Genomic DNA, 12,432 nt, shown 5'->3' with positions numbered 1-12,432 from the left:
CTCGCATTTTTATCAAAAGCACGACAGTGACCGTCGGAAGAAGCAATCATACCATCCTGATATAAATAACCCTTCTGCTTTTGGGTATGGATGCTAACTCCCCCTGCCAAAGCAATCGTACATTCTCCAAGCAACAAACTCTTACAGGCTAAATTAATTGCCACCAGAGAGGTTGAACAAGCTGTATTGACGGTAAAAGACGCACCATGAAGATTTAATTTGTAAGAGATAAGAGATGTTAAAAAGTCTTTGTTGATCAATAGATTCTTTGTAAAATCATCAACTCGATCTGTTTTTTGTAGTTTTGAATAGATTTTCCAATTTAGATCGTCTGCAGCTCCAGCAAAGAGACCTATTAATCCTTTAGTTTTTTCCTGATAATAACCTGCATCTTCTAATGCTGCCCAAACACACTCATGAAAAATCCTGTGTTCGGGATTCATTAAATTAGCTTCAGTGGGAGTGTAATCAAAAAATGAAGAATCAAATAAATCTTTATCATCTAAAGTAGATCCTGTTTTTACAAAGTTTGAGCGACTAAATACATCTTTATCAACCCCAAATTTCAGCAACTCTTCGTCAGAATAAAAATGAATAGACTCAACTTTATTAATCAAATTATCCCAATATTGCTCACTATTTTTTGCGCCAGGAAATCGGCAGGCAATGCCTATTAGGGCAATTTCTAGCCCTGTATAATTACTTAGGTTATCGATCATTTATTATTTTATTAACTAGATAATAGATTTTACTCTACAATCGTGATTACTGAGTAGATTATCAATCATATTCAATAAAAACAGGAAGAATGGATAACTATACGGAAATCGGACTGGGAAAAACTTGTGTTGGGAAAACAACTGTAATGCATAATTTTTTCATTAGGTAAATTAAATCTACTTATTATTTACTTTGAATCAAATCTCTTTCAATAAAAAAAGCATGCCTAAAATAATTGGCTGCTGCTTACAATTAATGTTACTTTATGTCTACCGATCTACAAATGGATCATATTTGAACCCAAAAGGCCGTTAAGGTAGCCCAACATTTATTACACGGACTGAAATGAGATCTGCTCTAGGGCAAGATTAGATCCAAAAATTGACAGATAAAAAACTCCACCAACACCCTTTTTAAAAAAAATCTTTTTTAAGCACTTTAGCGCTTCGCTGAAGCTTTCTTTAGCACAAAAACACATTGATCACGTTAACTTTACCCAAGCCTTAAAACCGGTTAAAATGAGCTGAGTAACCACTATAAGCGGAACAGTGAACATTTTAAACCGAAAAAAGTGACCACTTTTCAGAAAAACGAGTGGTCACTTTTAGAATAATCCCCAATAAGTGACTCGTCCTGAATTTACTTGTCGTTTTTGAGTTATAATACTAGAATTAGTTTACATCTTCTGAGCGGTAATACTGGAATTAGCTTACACCACTTTTGCGTTACTTCTGATATTACTTTACAAGTTTACAATTTGTAATTTATTAAGAAAAGAATTGCCCTGCGTTTTTCCTGGCTGTATTTTCAAACAGTCTAAGTTTGCTCTTTTGCGTTGCATTATTTACAACTGTATTGTTTCCAACGATTGCTTCTCTCACCATACCTATCGTGTGCTTTATTGGGGCTAAGATGGCCCATACCACTATGGGGGCTTTTATCGTTGTAACTTTTGATAATGATTTCAATACTCCTTTTAGCTTCTTTATATTTCTTGGCAAAAATTCTTGATAACACGGTATATTCAGTATAGATAAAGCCAAAAATCTTCAAAGATCAACTTCTGAAGGAGAGCTTAAGTTGGAGTGAACAATTAATTTTGAACCAACAAGTTATGCTGCTATCCAGAATAGACAAGTCGAATTTCTCACTCTCATCTCTGGATGTGAACTTCAATAAACCAGTAGATTAACGGCTAAAGGGAGAAATACAGATAATGTGATATCAGCCCTGAACCCAGCACTCTCTAAACAGATTCGTTAAATCGAAAATGTAGTACCTGGGATACATGGACAAAATTGGCGCCCATCTTCAACAGCATTGCCTGCTCTACAAGCAGCACAAGGTTACTCTCACCGTCAAAGAGCTCGCCATGTTCCTCCACTTACAGGTGGAAGCCAACATCATCATCGCCGAACCCAAAAATCCTCCACGAATACATCTACATATACTACAGCACAAACGAGACCGACAGGATTTCAGCCAGGAGTTTCAAAAACAGCTTAACTAGGAATGGGTGGTCATTTTTGCCGAGATGCCCAATCCCTGTAAAACATTAACAAAATTATCCCGCACTCCTATGCTAGCTAATCAAAAGAGATTCGAAGAAGAGTAGCTGTTTTGCTATCTTTGCCCAGAGAGCTTTAATTTAGATGCGGGGACACGGCGAAAGCTGTCCCCCGTTTTTTTATCCAGCGGTTTTTGATTGAAGAGCGACCATACCTTTGAGATTAATCTAAATCTTCTATTTCCTTAAACACCATGTAGTCATTGAACGCAGATTCTGCACATTGGTTGTTTTAATTGGCTCATGCAGTGTAGCTGCAAGTTTGGCCGTAAACCTCAACAGCATTTCCTGATTGACCAAAAAGCGTTCCGATTCATCAGGCAGTATATACCTGCCGTTGCCGATCGAGCGGACCAGGTTTTCAATACCGATATCAGACGCCAGGCGGCAGAACAGATAGCCCCCGGGGCGGATTACACGCCACATGGAGTTCAACATTTCCTCGAAATGCTGCACACTGTTTGCAAAATGCAAAACTGCACTGCTAATCACCAGGTCAAACTTTTCATCTTCAAAGGGAAGGTCTTCGACCAATCCAATCCTGAAATTTACTTCCGGAGAAGTATCAGGAAATGGTGCAGCAAGCTGCCTGATCCTGGTGATATTATCAGCCGAAAAATCGACCCCATAAACCTCATATCCCGACCGCAAAAAATAGTCCACGTTCCTTCCCTGTCCGCATCCAGCATCAAGGATGTTATGGCATTCATCATAAGTACCTTTTAACAGCTGGTCAAATAAATAGATGTCTATGTTACCAAAATATTCACGCAGGCTTTCTTTCATAAAACAAAAATAATGATATTCCCGGCACCATTTGTATCCATAACCCGAATCCGTATTTTTTCTGTGTTTCGCATGATCCAGGCCGGCCGAGCGTACCATAGGACGCGAGGTCTTCGGGCCGTCCATCGGACGGCCGACTCATAAATCCGAGAGAGGCCACCTGCAAATTGTGACCTCGCCAGATTAACACTGTTTTTGATTTGCTATATCATTATTGGTGCTGTTTTAAAACCAGAAAGGTTCAAAAAGAATCCCCTGTAAGAGAGCATTCCTGTACGGAACATTGACCACAAAAGCGATGCACCAAGATCTGCCAGACTTGAATTGATAAACAGATCCTGTTTGCCTAAAGCCTGTGCCAAAGAACAGCTCGGCACTTCATCCACTTGGTCAGCCATTAACACGCCTCCGTATTCTTCTATTACTGTTGGAAGCTTGCCAACTGTGCAGAACTTTTTGGAATCGGGCTGTTTGATCTCACCAAGGGTAGATAGCAGTACCTGCCCCGAATCCCTGCTGTTCCCAAAGTCCATCCAGTACATTGGGCTATCCCGATGATTCCCTTGGGTAGAAATCCTCTCTAACAGACTGGCAATACCAAACCTTGAACTCACTGTATCTACGCATGAAAGGGTAATATTGGCCATAAATTCAGGCTTAGTCTTGTCGCCATTATCAGCGTAACCACAGTCAAATGCGTTCCAAGCCGTTCCGAAAAAACGGTTCGCCCTATTAATGAGCGCTACTGCTTTGTTCATGCCAAGCTCTCCGTAGGAGAAAAGCTGTCTTCCCATGTTGGCTTCTTCCACGTTATCAGAGTCAAATGCCCTCACCATGAGCCCTGCATGACCAAGCGTTAAAAGCGCATGGTTGATTCTCGCCAGTGCGGTCAATAGTACGCTACCCGTACCGCCCACACCAATGAGATTAACAGAGATGGGATTGGTAGGCTGTAAAAGATAGTGTGGAACGATATGGATGTTTTCTTTTAGTTTCATAACAGCACCTCCGCTAAACTCCTACCTGTTTTCTTCATGGCTATGAGTGGAAATTTCCGACCGGCGGTAATCTGCCGTTTCCATGTATCATTTAAATTTCCATTTATCGGAACTTCGCCACCGATTAAATGGCTGAAGGAACTGCCAAAGAAATAATGCTCCCATGAACCTATAAATGCAGATAAAGAACAATCAATCGGTATTTCGATCTTTACGTTCCCAAAACATACCGAGCCATTTTCATATACATTATAAAAAGGTGCATAGTACAAAAGCGTTGTTTCATTCGGTCTTCCTGTCATATCCATAGCCCACACCGACAGCTGTTTTCTGTCCGCTTTCCATATCATCGGGGGAACGTAAGCGATTCCATCGGGAATATGAAGCCCCTTTACAAAATGTAATTCCTTTTTCACCATCCCTGTAAACCACACTGCCCTGCCGTTCCTGCCCGTTTCGAGTTGAAGGATATTTTCACCCATCAGCCCTTTGTGGTGCAGGAAGTTTTCTGCCTGCCTCTGCGAAGAATCAAGTGCTTCTGCCAAAGACTTGCTCTCCTTTAAGGAAAGCGGATGTGCATTTATGGCCATTCCTCTGCTATCAAGGTCGTGGTTTTCCACGTAATAACTGTTATCGCTCTCCGCCCTGTAGACCATCAGGGCCTTAAAGGGGATATATAGATCATTGATCTTTTCCATTAAGTTTTCCATATTCCAAATCGTATAATATATCACTAAGTTCATGCAGGATTTCAAACAACCTGCGTTCATAATCCATACCGTGTAAAGGCATTTCCTGTACCCTGTCAAAATACTGGATGCTGACAGGCTCTTCGATTGCGCTGTATTCATTCAATTCTGCGTTAACCGTTTCTAATAGCTGATCCTGCAGGCAGTCGACACTGCTCCAATAAAAACAGAGATACTGTTCTGCCCTGATATAACCGTCATCAGCATCTGTTTCATTGGGCGTTTGCATCCCATCCATGACCGACCTATAGGGATACTCGATATGAAGTGCCGCCAGTTTTTCAGCGCAGGCCAATAACTCCTTATCCAACCCATTTTTACCCTTAAACCTTTCTGTTCTTTTGCCGAGGCAATCAGCGGCTTTTTTATCAGACATCCGTTTTAGCGTATAATCTCCTTTTGTATGGATCATTTCAAAATGATCAAGAATATATTTTTCTTCGTCTTTATCTTCCCAATACCCACCATCAGCAGTGTATTCTTCAATCATTGCGTATATGCTTTCGAGGTAGACATAATCCTCCCTAAAGTGGGGAATACCCGTAATCTGGTGCAGATAAGCCATTACAGAAAGTAAAAGTTCTGCAAGGGCTTTATTGCTGTCATCAGTCAGCAGGTCGTACAGTGGCGCAACGGGCAGGTAAAAAAGCGTATTGCCTGTCCCAAAGGTTTTGACCGTCGCAAGGCTTACTTTTCTGTCCTCGTCCCTGTTTAGTATAAGGCAAAGGCCATCGTCAACTCCAATCAGTTCAGCTTTTATCCGACCAAAATCTGCTACGATGTTCATCGGAAAAATGGCTGTGCTTTTTTGGGGCTTTTTCAATCCGTAAAGCCTGCACAAGTTTTCCAGCGAATGGTAAAACCTGCATTCTATCCTTCGGTATTCCTTAATTGCGCTATCCCTAGACCGAAAGAGCGGCTGATGGGACTGTCTTAAAAAAGCAGTGCCAAAAGACTGACCGGGGCAGTTCCCTGCCTGTCCGATCTGATCTCTGCGATGTCTTTTGTTTGGGTGAGGTATCGCATAAAGCGTCCGATTCGTTGATGTAAGTGCCATGTCTGCGAATATTCATTGATTTTTGCGGTGCGGATTTTCCGCACCTGCCTTGTTTTTTTTCATCCCTTTGTGCCTAGTGTGGTCATAAAACTATACCGTACCTCATCCCCCTTGATTTCGGGGCCTTCAATTTTGGCATTGGTCAGAATCGGATAAGTCCCCGAATAAAAGCCCATAACCTGTTCTGCCGTCCAATCTGTATTGGGATCAGCCAATCTTGTTTCCTCGCCACCCTGCTTAAAATAGAAAGCACGCGGCAGTATATCGCTCTTTAACATATTCCCTCCTTTTATAATAAAGTCAATTGGTTTCTTTTCCATTCCAGTTCCCTGCGCAGTTTTTCCAGTTCCTCCTTTTTTTCGGGAAATTCGGAATTTGGAGGCAGTATCTCCAGTGCATCCGCATACTTACAGATGGCATTCAGTTCGCTTATTTTTTTCATCACATCCTCAAACTTCCGTTTTGGCTCCTGTTCAATATCTGTCTTTTCCAATGCCACTTTTGCGGTCTTGACTTGCCCTGCTTTCTTTTTGACTTCTTCCCTTGCCTTATCAAGTTCTTTTGCAAAGCTGTCACGGTTGGCAAAAAGTTCCACTGTATTGGCCACTGGCGTGGCAATGACCTCAAAAAATGCATTGTCCAGTTCTTCGGCCGTGCCTTTCAAGAGCATGGGCGGCAGTGGCCTGCCTTTACCGTCTGTCTCCAAAAGCACGGATACCACCATCTGTTCATCGCCGTCGAAAGCGATATTGATCTTCCATCCGCCTGCGCTCGGCAGGCTTTTGATATTGCTAAAAAATCCGCCCATTACCTTATATTTATTTTATTGATCCTTGTCCCCCGTTTTCCAGTGAACCTTACCCCGTAACCGTTGTTGGCGATCACATCCCTTATGATATGCTCGGCATGCGCGATGCGCACGCTGTCCCCTGCCGAAATGCACAGAAAATCCAAACGTTCGAAAAAAAGTAGTGTCCGTGCAATTTCCAACAGTGCTTTATGCTCTGTTTTTGCTGTGATGATTCCCATGATATTTTCTTTTAATGGGGAGCGGATAACCGCCCCCATTGTCTGTACCCAGTTATAACTCCTCAATATTGACCTCAACCATTCCCAACCAGTGTATTGTGGCATCGGACAGGTCATCGGAGGTTACCTCGTTTTCTTTTAGTGCCTGTTTTAAGCCTTCGATATCTTCATCCCTCCAATCGTAGCAGGTACACATATAGTTGCCGTAAACCTCGAATCCCGCATCGTTCTGCAAGTCGAAGCCCGTAAGCCCCTCAATTTCATTCCTCGCTTCCTGCATGATGGAATCCATCACCACGTAACAAGGATCGACCTCACTGATCTTCATGCAACATTGATCGGCAAATGCTTCGACCTGCTCATAAGCCCAATCCGAATCATAACCTGCCGATAATGCGTTCTCTACGGCCATTTTAACATCAAGGTATCCATAGGGACAGAAAGCCTCCCTAAATTCCCCGATTTCCCTTTCCAGATTTTCCATCCCTATTTCCTCCCAAAAATTTAAAATGGTAAATCGCCGTTTTCGTCCCCGGTTTCCGACCTTCCGGTATCCTCCATAAGCGGCACGCTCACATTTTTAGCCGCAGGGGAAGAAAAGAGTTTGATCTCCGATACATGCATTGTCATCCTGCCCACAGCTACACCGTCATTTGAAATCCATGCATTCACCCCGACACGGCCACAAGCCTGTACCACGCCACCTTTTTTCATGTAAGGCGCTATCCCCTTACCGAGCCAGTACGAACAGTCCACGAAATTGGTCACTTCCACCCTTTCGTTGTTCGAAACATAACTGTCATTGATGGCCAATCTGAATCCCACCACTACTTTGTCACCCTGCACCATCCTTGTTACGGCGTCAGCGATCAATCTTCCTGTAATCTCCATGATTAAAGTTTTTTAATTAAAAAAATTGATTAATTCATCCCTTGATCCCGTCCCCAAAAATTTGTTCTCCTGATGGAAAACGGGATAAAAGAATGCCCGATGTTCGCCGTGACCTTATAAGCCCAGCGCAGCACTATAAGTCCCGAAGGGTGTCCGCGGCCTAACCGCGGACATTATGCGTGCGCAGCTGGGCGGAGGTCACGATATTAGCATGCTTTTATTTTGTTTTCCTTTAGGTAACAAATCCTGCATTTTAAAAAAGGCATGGTGTGGAAGGGCAGAATATCAGTTCGGTGAATACCGGATATCAGCCGGGCTGCCGGTGATCGGTGCGGCTTCAAAGGAGCGCCTGCCGAGTTCCATCGCAGCGAGAACTATACAGGATTTGGCCATCCCGATACCGGGCATCCGGCAGAGATCTGCCTGGGTCATATTGATCAGCCCTGCAATATCCCTACCGATATGCTCCAATAGCTCAGAGGCCATATCCTCATCCTTGCACACGCTGCCCAGACCGAGCAGCACGGCCAGTAATTCCTGATTGGTTAGCGAGGCAACGCCGAACATTATCATCCGCTGGCGCAGTGGCATTTCTGGGTCTATGACCGCTTTCAATGCTTCCAGTTCCACTGCCTCCCGCTGAGCGTCCTGTACGGTCTTATCCTGTTCATGGTCGTATCTCACTGCGTGGAACAGGTAGGCAAAAGCGGATATCATCGGCTGTATCACATCTTCAAAAATCACCACCTTGGTCCGCTTGCTTGGTCCACCGGGACAGTTCTCCATCCTGGCTATACGCAGGTAATGCCTGCCGTTCACTGCTTCCAGGTAATCAAAAAAATAAATGTCCTTTCCTGAACGGAATGACTCTGTCGCTATCATCCTATTTTTCATAACTTTATGCTTTAGTGCAGGACAAAGTTGGGAATGGACGAAACTAATATTCGGTTGCTAGCCGTAACAGGCATGGTTACCGGATAAAAACCGGATAATTCATGACAAAACAGACACAGAAAAATAACGGATCAGATACCGGATACCGCAAATGCGAGGTATGCGGGCTCTCATTCGAGGGCCGCTCGGATAAGCGCTTCTGCAGTGATGCCTGCAGGAACGCAAATAAAAGACAGGTCCAGCGGATAAGCGGTTGGCAGGAACCAGCCTTTGTAGAAAAGATCCACCGCATGCTCCGCCACAACAGGCAGATTTTGAAAGAAAGATTAGCTGGAGAAAGCAAACTCATCATCAGCAAGACTGACCTGATTGAGGCAGGTTTCCATTTTGGCTACTGTACCAGCATATTCAGCAAGGAAATAAACATCTACCGTTTCTGTTATGAGTATGGTTGGCTGGAAGTGGAAAACGGAAAGATTCTGCTTGTGAAAAACGACAGGCATACCGAGCTGTGATCCGATAACGGTGCAATTGCACCGCCTTAATTTTATGGTTTTATAAGGATGGAAAAAGGAATGAAAATATTAAAGGCCGAAGAGGCATTTGACAAATCTGCGAAAATATACGAGCAAAAGTTTATGGATGTCAGTCTATACGCTGAACCATTTAAGGTATTTTGCAATAATATACCAAACGACAACGCAGATATTCTCGATATCGCCTGTGGGCCCGGAAACATCACCAGATATTTATTAGCTAACAAACCTGGTTATCAGATCCTGGGAATCGATCTGTCACCCAGGATGCTCGGTCTTGCCAGTACCAACAATCCGCAGGCCAGGTTCCAGCTTATGGACTGCCGTGAAATCGATACCATCAAACAAAAATTCGATGGCATCACCTGCGGCTTCTGCATACCCTACCTGACCGAACAGGAAGCGCTTAAGTTGATTGAAAATGCCTCGAAACTGCTTAAGCCAAATGGCGTTTTATACCTGAGTACCATGGTTGAAGACGGGAACAGCAGGTCGCGGTATCAGACATCCAGCACCGGGGATCAGGTATACGTACACTACCATAGGGAAACTTACCTGTCCAAAGGCCTGCAAACGTGTAACTTCGAAACGCTGGATTTAAAGCGCTACAGCGCTAACGATAAGGATGGCTTAACCATTACCGATCTGGTTTTGGTCTGTAAAATCAGATCATCCGCGGGGCCACAAAAATAAGACTGATGCATCCACACCTGTCCGTTATGAGTTTATAACCAAATATATGTCCAAACGGGCAGGGACATAGTACAAAACTAATATTGAAATATAAAGTAATTGTTAAGCCCGGTACAATTCCCATCGGCCTGGTGGATTTTGGAATCCTATGGTCACACCTGGTACGAAGGTCACCTTTCATCACCAGCTGAGAACCGTGTTCCAACCGCACGGCATATTTTTTACTATGATCTGTTTTTTTTCTGATATCAAATCCCCTCACCTGTCCAAAGGAAACCGATGCAATGACCGGATGAGAACCCATCTCTGTTTCGTTGTCACTGTGCCATGCAACCGAATCCTGCCCATCCCTGTAATAATTAAGCAGCACACTGTTAAAATGATCCCCGCAACCATCTCAACCATGTGCCTTAATTCCAACAGCTCGGTAATCCATGGCAAAGGAACAGATTTGCCCAAAGCATCGTAACCGGTTCCCTCCGGATCGCCGTACCATGCGGAAAGCCCTGGCGTGATTAACCTCCTTGTCATACATCCTCACTGTCTTTTGTATCCAGGGGAGGTCTGAGGTAAACCGGAAAGCAACCTGTCCGCTTCTTAAGCAGCTATAAAACCAGGCACATATTCCAAAAACCTCCTTTGGCAGCCTGGGAGACTGTCCTGACTCCATGAAAAAACTCAACTGGTCTATACCAGGTACAAATCTCCAAAATAACTCAAAATCACTAATAATATCAGTAATTTATTTTTTAGATCACCTAGCTTTTTTTGGACATACAAAAAGAATAATCAGAATTAAGTTTTGCAGGATTTAACAAATACAGTCCGTTCTACCGAAATGCCCGATTTACTTGATTTTGGTCATATACATGGTAATATTTGCAGTGCCATCCAGGTTTTAGTTACGGAATTGAGGAAATACCTGGCACTGGTAAATGATGGTAAGTGATTGATTACAAATGTGCCAGGCGATCCCTGTCATTTTGCAAACTGTTGACTTTTATAAATATAATTAATATTAACCTATGTTTTTCTTATTTTTAGCCCATGCCAAAACTTAAAGTCCTTGATGTATTCCAACGTTTTTTTCGCTCAGGAAAAGTTGGGGGCCTTTTGTTGCTGATATGTGTTGGCATTTCCCTTGCTATCGCAAACACCGGTTCCAGTGAAGTTTTTGCAGGCTTTCTGAAAACAGAAGCTGGATTCGGCCCTGTTGAATATAGCATACTGACATGGGTGAACGACGGTCTGATGGCCATATTTTTCTTACTTGTTGGCTTGGAAATCAAACGTGAACTCATCAGCGGAGAACTGTCATCATTAAAAAGTGCTACCCTTCCCGTAATTGCAGCCTTAGGCGGAATGTTGGTACCTTCGCTGATTTACATCATCTTCAATGCAGGCTCTGAAACTTCTGGTGGATGGGGCATTCCTATGGCTACAGACATTGCATTTGCGCTTGCTATCATTGCCATTTTAGGCAAAAACATCCCAACCAGCCTAAAAATCTTTCTGGCTGCCCTTGCTATTGTGGACGATCTTGGTGCAATACTGGTTATAGCTGTTTTTTATACCAAACAGATTCATTTCGAGTACCTGGCCATGGCCTTGGGCGTAGTGATTGTACTGGCCCTAATGAATTACTTTAAAGTAAAAAGCCTAATCTTTTACATACTACCGGGCATATTGCTCTGGTACATGATCCATCACTCGGGTATCCATGCCACTATTGCCGGGGTACTGTTGGCTTTAACCATTCCAACCAAGGGCAATGCAGATTCCTCTCCGCTGGAAAAACTGGAACATACATTGACCTTTCCCGTTAACTATGTCATCATGCCTATTTTCGCACTGGCCAATACCAATATCACATTCAAAAAGGAGATGCTTGCAGGCCTGGTGTCTCCACTTGGACTTGGTATCATACTTGGTCTGTTTGTAGGAAAAACGATCGGAGTGAGCCTTTTCAGCTGGATGGCAGTAAGACTAAAATGGGCAAACCTGCCAACAGGCGCAGGCTGGAAACATATTATAGGCCTTGGAATGATTGCCGGAATCGGGTTTACCATGTCGATATTTATAACAACTCTATCCTTTGATGATGAGAGTAACATCTTGGAGGCAAAACTTGCCATATTGGTCGCATCAGTCATTGCAGGGATTGCCGGTTATTTTTATCTGAAAAACATCCGGACACCCATCAGCGAAACAACTTAAGTTGATATTTTCTTATTCTAAAAAGGATGCTTAAAATCCGGATAATTGCTCAAAACCTGACAATTTCCTGCAATATAAGCCTCTTATTTAAAGGCGATCGGGACGGCCCAGGACATCGTGCAGGTTAATGACCTAATTGGATCTTCAGGTTCCCGATCGCATGGAAAATACATCAATAAATTTCTTATGCAGCTAAAGATAGAATCTTCATATATCCACATTTCCTTATTCTAAACCAGAGGTTCGTAAAATCAGCTTATGAATTGCTTACCAATTGTCTGCAATAAAGAACCCG

General features: G+C 43.2%; 15 protein-coding genes and 1 pseudogene. 3 read left to right on the top strand and 13 right to left on the bottom strand.

What is annotated here, in order from left to right:
- From ABD769_RS23195 to ABD769_RS23140, 12 genes are all read right to left on the bottom strand, one after another.
- On the bottom strand, positions 1-719 hold a 719-nt coding region (locus ABD769_RS23195; RefSeq protein ID WP_344853744.1), incomplete at its 3' end, for a beta-ketoacyl synthase N-terminal-like domain-containing protein.
- A 768-nt stretch (positions 720-1,487) separates the two neighbouring features.
- Complete coding sequence (locus ABD769_RS23190; protein WP_344853743.1) at positions 1,488-1,721, bottom strand: hypothetical protein; 234 nt, start codon at positions 1,719-1,721, stop codon at positions 1,488-1,490.
- 743 nt (positions 1,722-2,464) lie between these two features.
- A complete protein-coding gene (locus ABD769_RS23185) occupies positions 2,465-3,073 on the bottom strand; it encodes a class I SAM-dependent methyltransferase (RefSeq protein ID WP_344853742.1) in 609 nt (202 codons plus the stop codon).
- A 203-nt stretch (positions 3,074-3,276) separates the two neighbouring features.
- Complete coding sequence (locus ABD769_RS23180) at positions 3,277-4,071, bottom strand: PRTRC system ThiF family protein (protein WP_344853741.1); 795 nt, start codon at positions 4,069-4,071, stop codon at positions 3,277-3,279.
- Positions 4,068-4,769 (bottom strand): PRTRC system protein B, encoded by a 702-nt coding sequence (locus ABD769_RS23175; RefSeq protein ID WP_344853740.1) that lies wholly within the window; start codon positions 4,767-4,769, stop codon positions 4,068-4,070. Before ABD769_RS23175 ends, ABD769_RS23180 begins: the two co-directional genes overlap by 4 nt.
- Positions 4,753-5,643: a hypothetical protein gene (locus tag ABD769_RS23170; RefSeq protein ID WP_344853739.1), complete on the bottom strand. Its 891-nt coding sequence runs from the start codon at positions 5,641-5,643 to the stop codon at positions 4,753-4,755. Before ABD769_RS23170 ends, ABD769_RS23175 begins: the two co-directional genes overlap by 17 nt.
- 293 nt (positions 5,644-5,936) lie before the next feature.
- On the bottom strand, positions 5,937-6,155 hold the full coding sequence (locus ABD769_RS23165) for a PRTRC system protein C (RefSeq protein WP_344853738.1): 219 nt from the start codon (positions 6,153-6,155) through the stop codon (positions 5,937-5,939).
- A gap of 11 nt (positions 6,156-6,166) precedes the next feature.
- Complete coding sequence (locus ABD769_RS23160) at positions 6,167-6,685, bottom strand: PRTRC system protein E (protein WP_344853737.1); 519 nt, start codon at positions 6,683-6,685, stop codon at positions 6,167-6,169.
- A complete protein-coding gene (locus ABD769_RS23155) occupies positions 6,685-6,906 on the bottom strand; it encodes a hypothetical protein (RefSeq protein WP_344853736.1) in 222 nt (73 codons plus the stop codon). Before ABD769_RS23155 ends, ABD769_RS23160 begins: the two co-directional genes overlap by 1 nt.
- A 52-nt stretch (positions 6,907-6,958) precedes the next feature.
- Positions 6,959-7,318, bottom strand: a complete 360-nt coding sequence (locus tag ABD769_RS23150; protein WP_344853735.1) for a hypothetical protein — start codon at positions 7,316-7,318, stop codon at positions 6,959-6,961.
- Between the two features lie 92 nt (positions 7,319-7,410).
- Entirely contained in the window at positions 7,411-7,797 is a 387-nt protein-coding gene (locus ABD769_RS23145) for a single-stranded DNA-binding protein (RefSeq protein WP_344853734.1), read from the bottom strand.
- A 285-nt stretch (positions 7,798-8,082) separates the two neighbouring features.
- Positions 8,083-8,691: a UPF0758 domain-containing protein gene (locus ABD769_RS23140; protein WP_344853733.1), complete on the bottom strand. Its 609-nt coding sequence runs from the start codon at positions 8,689-8,691 to the stop codon at positions 8,083-8,085.
- A gap of 101 nt (positions 8,692-8,792) precedes the next feature.
- Here ABD769_RS23140 and ABD769_RS23135 point away from each other — a divergent pair, with 101 nt between their 5' ends.
- Complete coding sequence (locus tag ABD769_RS23135) at positions 8,793-9,206, top strand: hypothetical protein (RefSeq protein ID WP_344853732.1); 414 nt, start codon at positions 8,793-8,795, stop codon at positions 9,204-9,206.
- Between the two features lie 60 nt (positions 9,207-9,266).
- On the top strand, positions 9,267-9,920 hold the full coding sequence (locus ABD769_RS23130) for a class I SAM-dependent DNA methyltransferase (protein ID WP_344853731.1): 654 nt from the start codon (positions 9,267-9,269) through the stop codon (positions 9,918-9,920).
- Here ABD769_RS23130 and ABD769_RS23125 read toward each other — a convergent pair.
- Positions 9,892-10,293 (bottom strand): annotated as a pseudogene (locus ABD769_RS23125) (alpha-ketoglutarate-dependent dioxygenase AlkB); the annotation flags it as partial. The gene ABD769_RS23130 and the pseudogene ABD769_RS23125 overlap by 29 nt on opposite strands.
- A gap of 674 nt (positions 10,294-10,967) precedes the next feature.
- On the opposite strand from ABD769_RS23125, the gene nhaA reads away from it, so the two are divergent.
- Entirely contained in the window at positions 10,968-12,137 is a 1,170-nt protein-coding gene (gene nhaA / locus ABD769_RS23120; protein ID WP_344853730.1) for a Na+/H+ antiporter NhaA, read from the top strand.
- Positions 12,138-12,432 lie beyond the last annotated feature (295 nt).

This window comes from Pedobacter jeongneungensis (assembly GCF_039538295.1).
Taxonomy (GTDB): Bacteria; Bacteroidota; Bacteroidia; order Sphingobacteriales; family Sphingobacteriaceae; genus Pedobacter; species Pedobacter jeongneungensis.
Note: the sequence above shows the minus strand (reverse complement) of the source record. Positions and strands in the feature narration are given on the sequence as shown.